Source organism: Flavobacterium hydatis, assembly GCF_000737695.1.
GTDB classification, from domain to species: domain Bacteria; phylum Bacteroidota; class Bacteroidia; order Flavobacteriales; family Flavobacteriaceae; genus Flavobacterium; species Flavobacterium hydatis.
Window position 1 is genome coordinate 1 of sequence record NZ_JPRM01000029.1, and the last position, 18,269, is coordinate 18,269.

Sequence of the window (18,269 nt, forward strand, 5' to 3'; positions counted from 1 at the left end):
GTTTCTAAAAACTTATAAATATCATCAGATCCAAGACCTCCATCTTTGTTAGAGGTAAAGAAACCTCTTCGTGATTTAGTATCGATTATATAAGCAAAATCATCTTTAGGCGAATTAATATCAGAACCTAAGTTTTGAATATTACTTACCCCGCTATCATCTAGTTTTCCAACAAAAACATCCAATCCTCCAAGTCCGGGATGCCCATCTGAGGCAAAATAAATCTCATTCTCATCAGTTACAAACGGAAATGTTTCTTTCCCTTCCGTATTTATTCCAGGACCTAAATTTACAGGAGAACTAAAACCACCATTATTATTAATACTTACTTTATAAATGTCCGATTGCCCAAACGTTCCCGGCATATCCGATGCAAAGTATAATGTTTTTTCATCCGGGCTAAGTGCAGGATGAGCTGTACTATAATTATTGCTATTAAAAGGAACCTCCATTATATTAGTCCATTTGTCCCCCTCAAGTGTAGCTTTGTATATTTTTATTAAAGTTATTTTGTTCTCATCTTTTCCCTTTTTACCATCAATGTAATTGTTTCGTGTAAAATAAACAGTCTTTCCATCTTTTGTAAAAACAGGAGTAGATTCGTGAAATTTAGAATTTATCTTAGACCTGAATTTTTTTGGAGCATTGGGATTAAAATCCTGATCCACATCAGACTGGTATAGATTAGTAAAATGCTCACCCGTCCATTTGTGTTTGCGTTGTCCTAAACCACCCGTATCTCTTGCCGTAGCAAATACAATTTTGTTTTGATAAAAAGTAGTTCCATAATCAGAATATTTACTATTTATTCCGGCATCCTCAATTTTATAGCGACCAGAGTTGGCTTTAATTTGGTCAAGATAATTTTTATCACCCTCATAGAGTTTACCGCGAGTATCCTTTTTTGATTTCTGATTAAATAAATCAAGCATTTGGTTGGCTTTAGTAATATCTCCGGTAGATTTTAATGATTGGGCATATCGGTAATAATACTCCGGTTCAACCTCAGAGTTCATAGCAAATAATTCGCCATACCACTTTGCCGCCTTATCAAATTCAGAGTTAAAGTAATAAGAGTTACCTAACTTCTTGAACATATCTTCAGATTTGTATCCTTTTTCGGCTACACGCTCATAAGTTTTAATAGCATCTATATAAGCATAGTTGTCGTATTTTTTATCTCCAGAAGCAATCTTGCTCTGTTGTGAATAACTGTTTAAGGAAAAAACACTTACTATTGTTATGTAAAGGATTGTAAAATTTTTCATGTTGATCTATTTTTTGTTTTTTAAAGGAACATGGTATCTTCATTCTTTTTATTATTGGCTATTTTAAAATCATTGCCGATTGCATAATAAATAGTTTTTAGAAGAAACGAGGGGTTGTCATTTTACCATTGTTTTTGATAAATTCAAAGCGCAAGAATATTTCATGTGAACCCGAATTATAATTGTTTAAGTTAGTAGTTTCACGGTCATAGCCATATCCTATATATAATCCATCGCTAACCTGAAAACCAACCATGGCACTTAATGCAGCGCTCCATCTGTATGCTACTCCAACCACAAATTTGTTGATGAACATAAAATTTGCCGAAACATCTACTTGCAGAGGCGCACCTTCTACCATTTTAGTCAATAATGCAGGTTTAAACTTAATGTCTTGGTAGTAATCCAAATCAAATACATATCCCGCCATTAAGTAATAATTTATTTTATCCTTATAAATTGCAATATCATTATCATTATAACGATTAGTCTCGATGAAGTTCGGCACAGATAAACCTATGTATGCTTTATCAGAATGAAGATATATTCCGGCTCCGATATTTGGTTTAAAGACATTATCTAAATTTTGAAATTGAGGATCGCCTTGATCGGCTGGGTTTAATTTATTGACATCTAAATTGAATAAATTCCCTGTGGCTTTAATACCAAAAGATAATTTATAGTTTGGTGAAGTAGGTATAGTATAGGAAAGATCTACAGAAAGATTATTTTCGTTAGTAGGTCCAATCTTGTCATTAACCAATGACACTCCTAATCCTAAATTACTGTTATTAATTGGGGTATTTACCGATAAACTACTAGTTTCGGGCGCACCATCAAGCCCGACCCATTGAGTACGATATAAACCAAAAATACTTAGAGCTCCTCGTGACCCTGCATACGCTGGGTTGATATTTATGGTGTTGTACATATATTGAGTAAATTGAGCATCTTGTTGAGCGTAACTTACTATAGCTGTAAACATCAAAACGAAAGAAAATAAATTTGTTCTCATAGTAGATATTTATTATTTTATTATTGCATTGGGTTCTTCTTGTTACTGATAAAAAGCATTGATGCATTTGTATATCAATAAAAAATATAACTTAATAAGAAATTATGCTTGTTCTATTTTTTAAGTTATTATGCTATTAATATACATTAAATCATAAGTTAGATTTATTTATAAATGAAAGCTAACCTCTGGATGATAAATCATAAAAAAACTTTGGAGATACAAAATTTATGAAGGAAAATAGTTTTTATGTAACAGAAAGAAATAATGATACTCATGATAGGTATAGCCTAGAAGAAGGAGACACATTTGAAATTGTTGCAGAAAAACTTGGTATCGAATGGCAAACTTTAAGAGCCTATCATAATATACATTGTGTGTCTGATGCAGATGTAATAAATGCCAATTTCCCAAGTCATTTAAAGTTTTTACTCTTAAAACCAATTAAATTACAAGCTAATGGAGAAGCTGTAGAAGAGCCTCTTAAAAAAGCTGAATTTTATAAAGGTCATAGAATCCCTTTTAATCACGTAACCATAAAGAAAAAATATGGGGTTATGTATACGATTGAAAATGGCGAACAAATTGACACGGTAAAATTTGAAGCAAGTGTAAATTGGATTACAACTGACAAAAACGGATATTCATTATTTGAAATTGATAGATTATCAAAAATATACATCAATGAGATAGAAGCTGATTCTGTAGCCGATGAACTTGCAGAAAAAACATCCAGTGTTTTATACCCTTTACAAGTAGTGGTAGATCAGGAAGGTGAGTGGATAGATGTTCATAATTATGAAGAGATAAGTGAACGCTGGGAAACAAAAAGAAATGAAATTCTTGAGGATTACCCTGGGGAACAAACAACCAAATACTTAGATCTGTTTGAAAGAAACTTAGAGAGTAGTCAAAGTTTATCATTAGTACTTGCTAACGACTGGTTTATACGGTCTTTTTTTAACGGAATCCACACAGAATACACTCCGAAATTGGCTTTTAAAGGTTATACCTATTTCCCGTTTATTGCTAAAAGTGATGACTTAATATTTGATATTGAACAAAAGGTCGATGAATATCTTGATGAGAACGATTTGATGAATATCAATTTGAAAGGAGTTTTAGACGACAAGAGAATGAAAATAGAATTTGAGAATGAGTTAGGTCATTTCTCTGAGTTTTCATCAAATCAAGAAACTGTTGGTCAATATAGAGCCAAATACTTCCTAAACCCAAATAACTACTCGATACAAACTCTATTTATAGAATGTATTCTTGCACTAGATGTACCTCAAAAATATACCGTAATGATTTCGAATCTAAATGAAAATGAAAACTAAATTTTAAGAACCAATTCCCTTTATGTGGGAGCTGAAAAGAAAAAAGAGGATGGTGTTTTCAAAATGATTGGAGATATTTTTAGAGGTAGATAAAAATTTAACTTATGAGCGAAAAACATATTGTAGTACAAGGCGCTACTTGTAAATGTAAATTTAGTGTAGAACCTAAAACAGACAAACTGAAGGTAAAAACACAAACAAAGCATTATGGTAATGATAAAGACGGGGCAGAAAAGCTGATTGCCAGTGATAAAGATATAGGACAAACTTTAGAGAAAAACACTTTCGGCAAATGCAAAAAGCAACCAGCGGGTAATGATTTTTTGCCTTGCCAGGCCCAAATTACAAAATGGAGTGGCCCTTACGAAAAAATGATTTTATCTAATAAGGGAAAGGCATTATTAGAAGACAGTAAAGCAACATGCCCAATGGGAGCACCAGACTGTATTGAAATCACTAAGCATGGACAGGTTACAGAAGCTAGTGAACAAAATTTCAAAAATGCAAAACCCATGGTACACAATCTGATAAATCCTATGGTAGATGTAAGGGATATGAATAAAAAACAGCCTACTCACAAAGGTTTAGATGATAACAATTGATTGTAACAAATATTTTTTGAAATGGCAAAAGGTGTAAAAAAAATAAAGTGGACTGGCGAAGGAACTGTAAAAAGCAATTTATCCATTCCTAATAAAAAAGTGACTATTGATCCTGATCAATTTGTCTTGTTTTCGGTTGGTCAATGGGATGAAGGCGTAACAGAAATTGAGAAAAAGAAAAACCTAACCTGGATGTTGCAAGACAGAAAGGCGAAAACGATAATAAAACAGAAAACATTACCATTTAATAATAAGTACGGCGTAAAGATTTCAAGAAATCTTTGTGGCCCTTTTGAGTATTATGTCGAGGCAAGTATTTCTGGTAAAAGAGACGTTTCTAGAGAATGCGGGCTTTTTATAAGTGGATATTGTGAACCAAGAATTAAAAATTGTAAATGGAGTACAAGTAATGATGGTGCGGATGTAAGTAAAACACATACTTTTTCGTATGGAAATACTATATACCTAAATGTTGAAACGGAAGGGCTAAACGGGCATAAGAATTTAATTGTAGATGTTTTTAGGAAATTACCAGGTTTTAGTAGCTTAATATATACATATACTAGTGTAGATGTTGTAGATGGAGAAATAAACCTAGCAATGTCAAATACTTTTATATGGTATGGGAAAATGAAACTTATGCGAGAAACTGAAGAGTTTTTTATACAAGTAAAAGATCCTATAACAGGGAAATATATAGGGGATAGTAAGCACAATATCGAACATGCAAAGTTTTTAAAAATATTAAAAAAAATAGAGTCTAAGGATATCAAACCCCCTAAAAACTTAACCCCTTTAAAAGTCGGTAAACCAGATAAAAGTGCAGTAAGGTATGAACCTTGTAAACTTGAAACAATTGCTTTAGACAAAGTTATTCTTTTCGACAAAGGAATAAGCAATAAGGGGGCGATTTACCCACAAGAAACAATTACCAAAACAATTATTTTCGATTTTGATAGCTCTGTAATTAATGCTGAAGGAAATAGTAAACTAAATAATGCTTTGCAATTTTTGTTAGAGCACGAGTATTCAAGTATTACAGTTGCTGGATATGCCTGCGTAATCGGAAAAGAGAACTATAACCAAGGATTATCTCAAAGGCGAAGTGATGCGGTAAAGAAGCTGTTTGTTGATGGAGGTTTAAATGCTAAAAGAATAATCTCTAAAGGTCATGGAGAGATACAAATACAGGCAGGAAACATAACAGTGCTAGCAAATGATGACAAAAAAGGCAAGGATAATATAAAATACAAAGATGAATTTTCATATAAAGAAGCTCGAAGAGTTGATGTATCTTTTACTTTTAATGGGCATGCACAAACTATTAGATATGAGGTAATTGCCCCTAGTCATGATAAAAATGTAACCATTGATATAACGGAATATCAAAATAAAGCCTGTTTTAGAGAAAAAAACAAACACGAAAAGAAAATTAGAGTAACCTCCCCAGAATATAGCGAGAAAAAGGGAAAAGAAAAAAAAGGAGATACGATTACTTTTCCTATTCGATCAAGCTTAGAAACATGGAATGTTGCACCAATGCAATACATTTGGCCAAAATATAATTTATTAGAAGGAGCTACAGGCAAAGCTTTAGACTCAGCAACAATATATAATGTTCACGCTCATTCTTGTAGGTATTTCTCAGATGAAAAATATGTTCCCGTAATAATAAAAGCATATCCCGATATTAAATGGGATTTTCATTTCTTTTTAAATCTTAGTAACCAACTAAGCGTAAAATGGCAAAAGCAGACACCTGCAAAGCATAAAGAAATGCAAAGTAAAGCAGGAAAAATAGGTGCTGAGAAAAGATGGAAACAAACTGAAATTGATTTTGGAGTAATTTTAGAAGCAAATTGGGATAAAGTTGGCAGCGATAAATATAATGGCCATTTTGATGGGACTTTGAAATATGAAAAAAAAATCAAGCAATTTTATTCTGTTTTTTCGTCACTAAAGGAATTTTCAAAAGGGGTAACTGATAAGGTTGGAGGAAAAGTACGAAAAAATGACTTCACAAAAAATTTACCAATTACCTTGGAAATATTACCTCCTAATTTTTGCCTTGGCGCAATTTGGCAACTAGAAAGGGCAATGCTTGACAAGAAAGAAATCGCAACAATTGGAGAAAGTGTTGAATTTTATTTGCAAGCGCACCCATTTATTGGAGTAGAATTTACTATTGATTTGCTCGATATGTTGGTACAAGCAGGAGTTGGAGTAGTAAGTGGTGGTACGGCAAATATTGCTGCTTCAAAAATTTTAAGAGAGGTTAGAGCATGGCTAGAAGATGATGGACATCCCGTAAATTTAAAAATGTATATCGATTTAAAGCTCACAGGCGAGATATCTGGTGACTCGACATTAAAATTTAATACTTGTTCTGATACAGGCGAGGCAACAGCAAAATTAGCAACTAAAATAGGATTCGAACTAGATGCAGGAATAGAAATTAAAGCAAAATTTGTAGTAATCATTGCAGAAGCTTATGCAGAAGGTAAAATGAAAGCAACAGGAAAAGCTTCAGCCACTTTTGGTCATGGTTTAGAGTATGACCAAAAAAGCAGTACTGATAAAACTTTGTATTATCTTCCTGAGTTAAAATTTAATGGATTAATTGCAACTGTAGTTGTAAAGGCAAGTGTTGGTCTTACTATAAAAAAAGGAGTTTTTAAGGGGGATAGAAAGGTTGATCTTGTTGATTTTGACAAAGAGTATAACATAATACCCGAATTTGATGTAATTAAGAATTTAGAGAAATATGCAGGAATAGACGCAAAGATTCCTCTAATTAAAAAAAATTAAAAATGAAAAAAGTTATTTTAATGTGTACAGTTTTTATATTATTTAATTGTAAATCACAATCAAGGATTGATTTGGCAAATCTAGATTTGAAAAGTTCTTTAAATGATTTGATAGAAAATAAAATAAAACATCAAAATTTAGATCAAACAACAGGGCTTCCTTATTATGAGACCTTTAAAGTTGATAAATATAGTTTTGCGGATGTTAATTTTTCTATAGAATATCCTAAAGAAAAATTCTTAAAAAGTGCAGTTGGATTTTTAGTAGACAATCAAAAAGATAATAATTTAAAAGGCTTTTATTTATCAACATATAATTTTAGTGAAACTAATACTTTATTTGAGGCTTTAAAACAAAAGTATGGAGAGCCAACAACAATAAAAATTGCTAGTGATAGCTGGCCTTATTCAGCTTTTTATTGGAAGAATACTGCTGGAGATTTCGATATTCTATTAAACCAAGTAAAAGAAGAATACAAAGTTGAAGGAAAAATGATTTCTGGTTTTTCTTGTACACTATATTTTATTGAAAAAAACTTAAAAATAGGTAATGTGACAAATAGAGAAAATGTCTTAGATAATTTTATTGAAAAAAACTCACGATAGTAGAAAATGAAGAAAGTTGAAATTATAATAATTTGCTTTATCCTTTCATTGCAATCATGCAAATCAGATGTGAAGAAACAAGACATTCAAATAAAACAACCTTTTGATTTAGCTGATTTAACATTAAATGAAGATATAAACGATATTTTGTCATCTGTAAAATTATCAAAAAAAGATACTGTTAAAAGTGATAATTTGACTTACCTCGGAAATGAAAGAGTTGCATTTAACATTGATAAAGTGCTAAATTTTAAAAGAATTAATCTAAAAGGAGAAAGCAATAAAAACAATGTTATTTTTCATTATGGTGTAGTAGATAGTGAAATAGGCCCGCTCTTTAATGAACGAAATAATATTTTGGGAATGTATCAACTGAATATCTATACAGAAATTGAAAAGAAAACTCTTTTTGAAGTTCTTGAAAAAACATTAAATAAACCTGTTTTTGATACTATTGTAGAAGGCGTGGAAGCTGATATAATTGATAACAATATTATACCAACAAAAAATAAAACTAAGAGGGTAGTGTCTATATGGAAAAAGAGCAATTTAATATATTACTATTTTAAATTAGAAACCAAAAATAGCCCTGAAAAAGACATCTGTAATTTATTTGTTTTTAATAATAAGCATAAGGAATGGATGGAACTTTTGAACGCGAGCGGTTATCCGTATCTAGATAAAATATTAAAAAATTAAAAATGAGAAAAAGTTTAAGATATGTGCATCCCTGATAATAAAGAATAAAATTCATGATAAAAGAGCCTTATTACACAATAGATTTCAGTGCAACAGCCTGTAATTTTGAGATTTTGATTAATGACATTCCTGTGATATCAATGGAGGTTAATGGTCAAGTAGCCACTAATGTCCCGATTAATTATGCCATTTATAATAATGGTATTCAAAATGTAACAACTAAGATGACACCTTTATTGGGTGAAATAAGCTTGGATCCAGAGGCGGCATTAAAGTATAATGTACGATTATTTGACGTAGCCAACGATGAATTCAAATTCGTGCAAGATTTTCCAATTGCTGAACTTCCAAAAATTGAGAAAGATCAACAAATACCATTTCTTACTAATTCAGCTGAATTTTCGGCAGAAATCCCTTATTCAATGACTAAATGGAATGACGGTGAAAATTTAAAAGACGTAGAGAATATTAAAGATAAACTTATTGCTTCATATAAAGATCTTACCGAACTTCTTAAGAATGAAAAATACGATGAGTTTGTGGAGAAAATAAAAGTTAGAGAAAAGAATATGGCTATTTCTATGTACTTAAGCAATTCCGATTCTAATGCAAGAATTAATAGTTTAATTAATGATGCAAAAAATGGCTTTAAAGTGATGCCATTTCCAAAGGATACTGTCATAAAATTTTATGGCTATGGCAAATTAGCAACTTTTAAAAAATTAAATGGAGAACCAGCTTTATTTTTATACAATGATGAAACTAGTGAAGAACTAATGATTGATCAAATGTTTTATGTACCTAAAGGTAAAACTGAACTTGAAGTTATTTAAGAATTAGAGTAGCTATTAGGTATAAGTCCAGATAGATATATTCACAATTAAAATTTCAATTGAAGAAAATGAAACAATTAATTTTATTAGTCACAATCAGTTTATTGATTACGTCATGTAATTCTCAAACAGATTTAGAAACTATGAAATACAATCAAGATATTACAGAGTATATTGATGATAGCTTCTCTGAAGACAATAATATAATAACAGGTCAAAAGGCATATATTTCTGAAGATGTTCAAAAATTTAAATATGGTTCAACAAAATTTAATAATTACACACATACAGACGACTTAATAAAAGATAGTAATAGTCTATCCTTTTTTGTGGATTCCTATGATAAAAATAAGTATCTAGGTTTTCAATTAGATATTTGGGAAATAGAGAAAAGCAACGAGCTTCTTAATTATTTAATGCAAAAATATGGAAAACCTTTAAAAAAATATGAGTATAAAGGTAAAGGAGATTATCTCGATAAAAAGTACCTGTGGGAAAGCGTATCTACGGATGAAATAGTTTTTGTAAACATTCATAATGAGAATAGAATAAATAGCAGTACCAAGCAAAAATATATAAGTTCCCAAAGTGAATTTATAATTATTAAAAGAGGATTAATATTAAAACCCAGCGAAGAAAATAATCCTGAAAACATTAAAAAATTGCTTGAAGAAAACCCAAATGCATTTAACATATTAGAAATATTGAAAAAATATTTTTATTAATGAGGAATGAGTTTTACACTGAAAGTGATTAGTATAACTAGTACAATGAAATTATATAGATTTGAGAGATTAGGTTTATATATAAAAAAATACAAAGAATTTTAATATTTAATAATCTAAAAAAATATAAGACAAATGAGTTTTTTATCCAAATTACATATTGATGGGGAAGAGTATAATGTCCTTGAATTTAATATCCATTTTAAACAAGAAATTGATACCACAAGCAAACCTACCGGAAATGCTAAAGGAGGTATTATAAAAATGATAATAGAATCCAACCAAAACACCCATTTTTTGTCTTGGATGTTAAATAGTGATTTAACTAAGGATGGAAAAATCGTTTTTTATAGAAGAGATGCATTAAGTAAAATGAAAGAGCTAAAGTTTGTGAAGGCATTTTGCATTAGTTATGAAGAGCAATTTACGAGCACTACAGAAGTACCAATGAAAATAACAATGGAATTAGTTTCTAAAGAATTGACTTTTGGAGATGCTAAATTCTCAAACAACTGGATTGCTTTAGATTAAATTTTTAAAAATTTATTAAACACAAGTACGCATTATGGCACATTTCTCAGAACAAGTTCATATTTCCATAGGAAGTTTTACTCAAAATGTTGTTTATTATGATTTAAAGCTGTCTCAAAAAATGGCTGATCATCATCATTTTTCGTTTGTTTGGCAATATACGGGTAAAGCAATAATTAAACCAGCAGATCAAGCCAAAGCTTTAAGGAGTTATTTGGGAGATGAAGTTATTTTTACTTTTAAGAGCCTTACAGGAGTTAGGCTTATGAGTAAAGGAATAATAACAGAACTTTCATCAGTTGATCTTCATGGTAGCCCAGTAGGTTTGCATGTTACAGGTATAAGCCATACGATTGTTTTGGATGACATGAAAAAATCCAGAACATATTTAGAACGAGGAATGGATGATATCGCATTAAGTATCCTGGCAGAAGGACCTGGAGAGTTTTATCAGCGTGAATCGATTCGCTCTACTTATCTTAAGGAATTTAAGTACATGGCACAGTATAACGAAACTAGTTTTGAGTTTCTAAAAAGATTAGCTACACGATACGGACAATGGTTTTATTTTGATGGAATGCGTATGCAGTTCGGACAAACTAAAACATCCAAAGTAAAACTCATCAACGGAGCTTCTCTTCATAGTTTTAAGATACAAACCAACATGAAAGCTCATAAAATTTCATTGGCCTCTTATGACTACAAGAATGCAAGCAATGCCCGTAATTCAGCTGCTAGAACATCTGGAGGGAGTAAAGATAGTTTTTCGTCTATTGTAGGTTATAATCAAGGAACAGTTACTCAGGGCGATTTGAGCACGGGAGCTTATACAACCAATGCTCAAAACAAAGATGAGATAGACGAGATGGTCAATTTACAAACTGCTGGTAGTGATGCCAACAGTGTGTTTTATAGCGGAATATCTTACTTACCCTTGGGATTAGGACAGGTATTTACAATAGTAAATCAAACTGTAGAACATGAACTTATCGCTACAGAGGTTATACATCATTCTAAGGTACACGGGAATTATTCTTGTGAGTTCAAGGCCATCCCAGCCGATGTAGCAGCACCACATTACACAGATGTGCATGTTTTTGCCAAAGCAGAAACTCAACCTGCCAAAATAAAAGATAATAATGATCCAGAAGCATTAGGACGTGTAAAAGTTGAGTTCTATTGGGCAGGAGGTACCACTACGAGCGAATGGATGCGTATGATACAACCTCACTCTGGTGGAGGAAAAGGATTTTACTTTATTCCTGAAATAGGAGAAGAAGTATTAGTAGGTTTTGAAGGAGGTAATGCACAGAATCCGTATATACTAGGAACACAGTATAATGGTAAAGAGTCTTCTGGCTATGGTTCTGCCCAAAATGATATGAAAGCTATTCATACCCGTTCTGGAATAAAAATGGTCTTTAATGATGCCGAAGGAAGTCTTTTAATAGAAGATCCGAGTGGAAATACTTGGCTAATGGACGGAAAGGGAAATATAAGTGTAAACGCACCTAAAAATTTCACCTTAAATGCAGGTGAGAATGTGAGTATTTCGGCAGGTAAAAACGTAATTATAACAGCTGGAGAGAATATTGAAAATTCGGCAGATAAAGATATTACACAAACTGCTGGACAAGATATTAGCCAAACTGCAACTGGAGATTTTACAGAAACTGCAAATAATAAAACTGAGATAGTAGAAAAAACGCATATCAGAAGTTCTCTAGAATCAACTCAACATGCCGAAGAAGTTACCATTTTTAGCACTAAAGAAAATATGCTTTTAGAAAGTAGTGCAAAAACAGTAGATGTAAATAGTGCAGAGAAATCGAATATGTTTTAATATCTAATACGTTAATTATGGCCATTAATAAAACTGCAAAAAACTTATACGTTACTATCGAAAATAAGTATTATAGTATTTCGCAAAAATTTACAGAAACAGCAGAGAAAGTTGAAGTTGTTGCAACTGACAAGAATCTAACATTGCTTTCAAACAAAAAAGTACAACTAAAAGGTAATAAATAATAGTATGGGGAATGTAATACTTGGAGAACCTAGATTTAAAAAACCAGAAGTAGTAGTAAAAGGAAATGGATTACCAACGGATATTATTATGTTTGTACCAGGAACTACTGATCCTATTAACCTAAAAACTTTAAAACACGAAGCTAATAAGGATTATTGGCGCGCTAGTAAAGATAATTTTTGGGGAAAGTTAAAAGAATTAAAATTTCAATTTAATGATTTACATATTGAAGATACTTTTTTAAGTTGGTCAGGGGATAATAACACAGAGGAAAGAAATAAGGCTGCAGACGGCTTGTTAGGTTTGTTTGTTAGAGTATATCCTAAATACAAGAATAAAGAAACACACCTACACTTAATAGGTCACTCGCATGGAGGTAATGTTATTAATCAGTTTACAGAACTGATAGCTACTGACAGTCGTTTTCCTAAATTATGGAAAATAAAAAGCATTACTTATTTATCTACGCCGTTCTTCCAAAAAAAACACCAATTAAACCATACTAAATTACATGAGGAATGTAAAATCATCAATGTGCATAATGAGTATGATATTACCCAACAGTTTGTGGCAGACTTTTCACTTGTAAATTTGGAAATTCTTATAAGAAAATTAAATAAAGGTGATTTTGAGGCAGCTTTAAAAAGAATAAAAGAAACAAATTTCGAGCCTTTTGCAATAATTGGTGATTCTGGATTTAGAGGTAAAATTAATGAAACGCAAGGGCATAATCTATGGAGAAATACTGGTATTTTGTTAGATGGTGTCGGAATGCTTATGGATGCTATTATAAAATATATTAATAGTATTGAAACCAATAAATTTAAATCTGAAAAAACCAAATTTGTAGATTTATTTGATAGAATACATAAATGGTCAGTTAATGCTAAAACAACAATTATAAGAAATCAAGCTGCAAGAAATGGTGGATATAGTAGAGATTTTTACTTTGACGACCTCGATTTACTAGGTATTTTAAGACTCATAAATGAATTGTTGGCAATTAAAACAGGATTGACCGATAGTTATTTACTTGGTGTTTTAGCGGCATTGTTCAATGAAAACACTGGTATTACCGAAAGTATCGAAGAAACCTCTTGGACTCCAAAAAAGCAAACAAAAGGGTTAGCTATAACCGATTTAGTTATAACAGGCAACGACAAATATGCATCTAGAAAGAAAAGAGCTAACTTCGATAAATTCCTTTCAGGCTTACAAACTGCACAAAAAAACAAAGACACAAAAGAAATATTAATGAGATTGATAAGTCAATTCATAACAGAGGATCAAATCCAAGCTATTAGGGATCAAATTAATAAATTAGAATATGTTGTAAGCGGTGCAAAAGATACACAATTAACGTTGTTAAGAGGAACCAATCTTAAAGTATATCAAGAACTTGTAAAAAAATATAATGCTGATCTTGTTGCAAAAACAGATATGGACATAGAAATGGCTAAAAGACCTGGAACTGTACCTTATTTAGCAACTGTTTCCCATAGTTTGAGTCACACTCAATATTGGTTAAAAGTTGATGAGGCATTGAGATCAGCTTTTAGCTCGGGTATAAACACTGGATACAAACCTAAATAGACTTTTTTTTATTTTAATAAACAATCTGTTTAAAAAAAATAATAATAATTAGTTACATTTAACCACAATTATTTTAAATGAAAGTTATAATTACAATTATTAAATATCTAATATGGCTGTTTTTAAGTATGTTTTCAGGAATGGGATGGATGAGAATAGAACTTGGAAAACCTATTAAAGCAACAGGATTTTTTTCGATACTTAATGGACTAGATGAATCTATAATGATTTGGATAGGTGGGTTTATTGGATTAATTTCCTTTATTCCGTTTGTATTAGTCGACATATATTATATTAAACGAAAAATAGAAACCAAACTAAATCAAAATATCGCAAGAATTTTAACTGTTTTTATTTTAACTGGAATAGTTACATTAATTCATTATGTTTTAGAATTCAAGCTAAATTGGATATAAGTTTAGTTTTTACTTGTTCTTGAATGTATTTAGCTATAACGTAAAAGGTAAATTAAGAAGTTTATTTGGCTAGGTATGACAAAGAATTAAACCTAAAAAGGTTTTATACTTTAATAATAATCCGTTTGTCCAAAAAAATAGTTGATTTCATCATATTAAACCATAATTAGAATGAAAGTTACAATAACAATTATTAAATATATAATATGGCTTCTTTTAAGTATACTTTCAGGAATGGCATGGATGAGAATAGAATTAGGAAAACCTATATCTATAGATCCAACAAGTATTTTCTCCATATTTAATGTACTAAATGGACTATATGTATGGATAATAATTTGGATAGGTGGATTTATTGGATTGGTTTCTTTTATTCCGTTTGTATTAGTCGACATATATTACATTAAAAGGAAAATAAAAACTCGACTATATCAAAATAGTATTAGATTTTTTGCAGTTCTCATTTTAAGTGGATTATTTACATTAATTCATTATGTTTTAGAATTTGGACTAGATTGGATATAACATTTGCGTGTCTATAGATTTACTAATAATGCTATTTTTTATATCATCATTTTAAAAATTAAAAATCCAGTATTAATTTGATTCTTAAATTAATACTGGATGATTAACAATTCCAAATACAATTAAGCATTTAGAATAATATAAATTTTATTCTACTTTTTCAAAATCGCCTGGCTTCCAATTTCCGCTGAAAGCAGTTGCTTCAGGGCCGTAAATTCTGAAATAAGTAAACCAACCTTTACCAGGAATAGTTTTAATCCATTGCCCTTCTTTTCCTGCAGGAGCTTTTGGACCAAAGTATAAATCAATAGTTTTCCCGCCAATCTTGTCTTTCAGTTCAAATAAAGAACGTAATGCGGCTTTATTTTGATCAGTAATAATTTGGCTTCTTGTATTTGCATCATATATGGTTACCGACCAAAATAATTTTGCAGGAGCAGGAGTAGGGATAGTTAATTTATAAGTATTGCTTCCATCTATATATTTTCCATCTTTATCTTTAAGACCAAGCCAATATAATGACCCAGCACCTTCTGTTCGTCTAAACATCGCTGGAGAAGCCCCAATAGCTTGATAAAACCATGTTTCTCGAGCATCAAGATCTACATAAAAAGGAGTGTTAAAATCGCCATCTTCAAATCTGAGGCCTACCCATTCCCATTGACGATCTTTCCATACTATTCGGTCTGGGCGACGATCTGCAAAGGATTGTACTCGCATTTGAGCATTGGCAATTCTAGCAGCTTTTTCAAGTATTCCTTTCATACGAGCATCAGGTTTAAAAGGTTTGCCTTTTGCTATACCAAGAACAGCAAGTTCACCATAATTATTTCTATAACCATCGTAAGCAGGTTCACGTTGTATGGCATCATTTAAATTTTCCCAATATTTAAAGTTGGTTTCCCATGCCAATGGTGTTGTATTTTGATGTTTATCAGTAATATCTATCCATGTAGGTTCTTTCCAATCTGGTGTTTTGTTTAGCGGATATACTTTCACGGTTTTTATTCGCTCTAATGCCGCTTTAACGTCTCCACCTACAGGAAGTGAGCGCACACCAACAGTAAGATTATCCGAAGATGATTTCCAGACATGATAGCCAGAAGCAGGAACAGCACCTTTATAGTTTGGTGGTAATAGTATATGTTTTCCTCCGTTGCCAGCATCAGGTCCTGGAATCCCCATATCGGCAACCCATCGTTGGTTTACATCCATTGCAACAACAATAAGCGGACCTTTAGGAATATCTATTACCATAGGCCCTTTTGATAGATCGATTAAAACAGGCCCATAAGGAGTGTCAGAATTCAGAGTAAATCCAATCTGTCCCGGTTTAGTATCTAGTGTACCAAATGTTCTGTTTGGTTTAATATTAACACTATCATTCCCTTTTACCAAACCTTCTCCTGAAACAGTTGGATAGAAAAATTTGTAGGCTTGTATAGCACGATTTAAATCGGCATCATCATATGCTTTTTTTATGGTAGCTTCTGTAGGATAACCGCCAATAAATTCATAATCTTCTGAATTGGATACGCTAGTATTGGCTGTATCGCCTTTATTTTCAGATTCTTTTTTACAGCCACTAAAAACAAGTGAAAGTGCACAGAGGCAAAATAATACTTTTTTCATAAAATTGATTTATAGTTATACTTTAGAAAACAGTATCTAATGTATAATAATACTAAATTCAATCCCATTTATGAGAGTTTAATGAGGTTTCAAATTCCAAAATGAAACCTTATTAAGCTAATAGTTTGATATTTTGAATCTTTGAAATGTAGCAATTACAATTTTTGGACAAAATTTTAAGGCAACATTTCTTTTGCTATTGCAACAAATGCATCGGTATAATGATGTCCTCCATCCAGATATATAATTTTTGCGTTTTCTTTTGAAATTTCTTTAATCGGGAGATCATCTTCATCTTTTCCAAAAAAACAGATTGGATGTATATCATTTATTTTATTGATTTCGTTAGGTACAGAAAACCCTGATGAAGTATTAATATCTAAAAGTTCGGTAACATGAACCTCAAAATCAGTTTCTTTAGATGGAGATAATAAACCTAATCCTGTAATACTTTTTTTGAATTTTTCGGGAATCCTATTATACACAAACGGAACGATATCTGCTCCAAAGGAATAACCAACTAGAATAATTTTCTCCTTTTTCCATTCTTCGCTATAAGCTTCAATTATTCTTAAAATATCAGCAGTAGTTTCTTCAGGGCTTTTCTTCTGCCAAAAATATTTTAATGCATCAAGACCAACTACAGGAGCACCTTTTAATGCAAATGCACTTGCCATTTGCTGATCAAAATCTGTCCATCCGCCATCGCCAGATATAAATATAGCCATATATGGACTTGTTTTTTCTTTGGTATTTGTAATATGTAATGGAAGATTAAGGTTTTTTGCAGCTAATTCTGGGCTGTTCTCTTCTTTTGCGTTTATGATTGTAGTATAAGCTTCCATGAGTTGCGGAACCCAATTTTTTTCCTGTCCATAACCATGTCCAACTTTAGGAAGTGATATTACTCTTGCATTAGATACATTTTTTAGGAAAGCAACAGTTTTTTGATAATTGCAAACTTGATCATTTTGCCCTTGTAAGGATATAAAAGGAGTTTTAAGATTTTCGGCGGGTCCTAAATCATAACCTTTAGCATTTTCTAGTTTAGTTGAAGTAAATTTTCCAGAACCAGTACATAATGGTTTATCTATATTTATATCTGGACAAAATCCTAGTGCAATTCCTGCTCTAAAAGTATTTTGTGGAGCTTGAGCAACTAGCCCATAAACTAAAGTTGCTCCAGAGGAATATCCTAAAAGAATGGGCACGGTATAGGTTGGATATTTTAATTTTTTTTGAACAAATTGACTCATTCTTTCAAAGTCAGCAGCAGGATAGAGGCAAGCAGATTTGTTTTTTTTCATAGATTTAAAAACCTGACGAATATCTACACCAATAAGTAAAGTGTTTTCGTTTTTTAGATGAAGTGCAATACCTTCAATTCCGCTATTCCAACCACCATCGCCAGAGATACAAATAACCACATTATTGATTGTTTTGCTTGGTTTATAAAGCGTAAGATATCCAAAACCATTATAGGCAAGTGTGTCTTTGGGTATTGAAAAAATTACTGTATTAAATAACATCAGGAATAATACAGTAATTAAGGTTCGATTAAACCCAATGGTTTTTATCTTTTGTAGTATCATATGATTTAAGTTTTTAATCTTAAGATATTGGTTGATAACTACATAAAGATACTATT

Annotated in this window: 17 protein-coding genes; 12 read left to right on the plus strand and 5 right to left on the minus strand. The window is 31.4% G+C overall.

What is annotated here, in order from left to right:
- Together IW20_RS17465 and IW20_RS17470 are read right to left on the minus strand one after the other, a co-directional pair.
- Positions 1–1,268: TolB-like translocation protein (locus IW20_RS17465; protein ID WP_035625262.1), on the minus strand; the 1,268-nt coding region annotated here is incomplete at its 3' end.
- A gap of 97 nt (positions 1,269–1,365) precedes the next feature.
- The gene (locus IW20_RS17470; RefSeq protein ID WP_035625264.1) at positions 1,366–2,283 is read right to left on the minus strand and encodes a PorP/SprF family type IX secretion system membrane protein; all 918 of its coding nucleotides are present in this window, start codon (positions 2,281–2,283) and stop codon (positions 1,366–1,368) included.
- Positions 2,284–2,513: 230 nt separating this feature from the next.
- On the opposite strand from IW20_RS17470, the gene IW20_RS17475 reads away from it, so the two are divergent.
- The 12 genes from IW20_RS17475 (at position 2,514) to IW20_RS17525 (ending at position 14,464) form a co-directional block, all read left to right on the plus strand.
- On the plus strand, positions 2,514–3,623 hold the full coding sequence (locus IW20_RS17475; RefSeq protein ID WP_035625266.1) for a hypothetical protein: 1,110 nt from the start codon (positions 2,514–2,516) through the stop codon (positions 3,621–3,623).
- 104 nt (positions 3,624–3,727) lie between these two features.
- Positions 3,728–4,225, plus strand: a complete 498-nt coding sequence (locus tag IW20_RS17480; protein ID WP_035625268.1) for a DUF4280 domain-containing protein — start codon at positions 3,728–3,730, stop codon at positions 4,223–4,225.
- 21 nt (positions 4,226–4,246) lie between these two features.
- A complete protein-coding gene (locus tag IW20_RS25455) occupies positions 4,247–7,033 on the plus strand; it encodes an OmpA family protein (RefSeq protein WP_051885869.1) in 2,787 nt (928 codons plus the stop codon).
- A gap of 2 nt (positions 7,034–7,035) precedes the next feature.
- Positions 7,036–7,638, plus strand: coding sequence for a hypothetical protein (locus IW20_RS17490; RefSeq protein WP_035625271.1), 603 nt, complete (start codon positions 7,036–7,038; stop codon positions 7,636–7,638).
- A gap of 6 nt (positions 7,639–7,644) precedes the next feature.
- Positions 7,645–8,337: a hypothetical protein gene (locus tag IW20_RS17495; RefSeq protein WP_035625273.1), complete on the plus strand. Its 693-nt coding sequence runs from the start codon at positions 7,645–7,647 to the stop codon at positions 8,335–8,337.
- 53 nt (positions 8,338–8,390) lie between these two features.
- The gene (locus IW20_RS17500) at positions 8,391–9,170 is read left to right on the plus strand and encodes a hypothetical protein (RefSeq protein WP_035625275.1); all 780 of its coding nucleotides are present in this window, start codon (positions 8,391–8,393) and stop codon (positions 9,168–9,170) included.
- A gap of 68 nt (positions 9,171–9,238) precedes the next feature.
- On the plus strand, positions 9,239–9,895 hold the full coding sequence (locus IW20_RS17505) for a hypothetical protein (RefSeq protein ID WP_035625278.1): 657 nt from the start codon (positions 9,239–9,241) through the stop codon (positions 9,893–9,895).
- Between the two features lie 135 nt (positions 9,896–10,030).
- Entirely contained in the window at positions 10,031–10,426 is a 396-nt protein-coding gene (gene tssD / locus IW20_RS17510; protein WP_035625279.1) for a type VI secretion system tube protein TssD, read from the plus strand.
- Between the two features lie 34 nt (positions 10,427–10,460).
- On the plus strand, positions 10,461–12,269 hold the full coding sequence (locus IW20_RS17515; RefSeq protein WP_035625280.1) for a type VI secretion system Vgr family protein: 1,809 nt from the start codon (positions 10,461–10,463) through the stop codon (positions 12,267–12,269).
- Positions 12,270–12,286: 17 nt separating this feature from the next.
- Positions 12,287–12,454, plus strand: coding sequence for a hypothetical protein (locus tag IW20_RS26400; protein WP_165571458.1), 168 nt, complete (start codon positions 12,287–12,289; stop codon positions 12,452–12,454).
- Positions 12,455–12,458: 4 nt separating this feature from the next.
- Positions 12,459–14,048 carry a hypothetical protein gene (locus IW20_RS17520; protein WP_051885870.1) on the plus strand — a complete coding sequence of 530 codons (1,590 nt, stop codon included), beginning with the start codon at positions 12,459–12,461 and terminating at the stop codon, positions 14,046–14,048.
- Between the two features lie 77 nt (positions 14,049–14,125).
- Positions 14,126–14,464, plus strand: a complete 339-nt coding sequence (locus IW20_RS17525; RefSeq protein WP_035625283.1) for a hypothetical protein — start codon at positions 14,126–14,128, stop codon at positions 14,462–14,464.
- Between the two features lie 155 nt (positions 14,465–14,619).
- Here IW20_RS17525 and IW20_RS26130 read toward each other — a convergent pair whose 3' ends face one another.
- The 3 genes from IW20_RS26130 to IW20_RS17540 form a co-directional block, all read right to left on the minus strand.
- Positions 14,620–14,859 (minus strand): hypothetical protein, encoded by a 240-nt coding sequence (locus IW20_RS26130; RefSeq protein WP_123869476.1) that lies wholly within the window; start codon positions 14,857–14,859, stop codon positions 14,620–14,622.
- A 277-nt stretch (positions 14,860–15,136) separates the two neighbouring features.
- A complete protein-coding gene (locus tag IW20_RS17535) occupies positions 15,137–16,621 on the minus strand; it encodes a DUF1254 domain-containing protein (protein ID WP_035625289.1) in 1,485 nt (494 codons plus the stop codon).
- Between the two features lie 176 nt (positions 16,622–16,797).
- A complete protein-coding gene (locus tag IW20_RS17540; RefSeq protein WP_081912506.1) occupies positions 16,798–18,213 on the minus strand; it encodes an AcvB/VirJ family lysyl-phosphatidylglycerol hydrolase in 1,416 nt (471 codons plus the stop codon).
- Between the last annotated feature and the right edge of the window lie 56 nt (positions 18,214–18,269).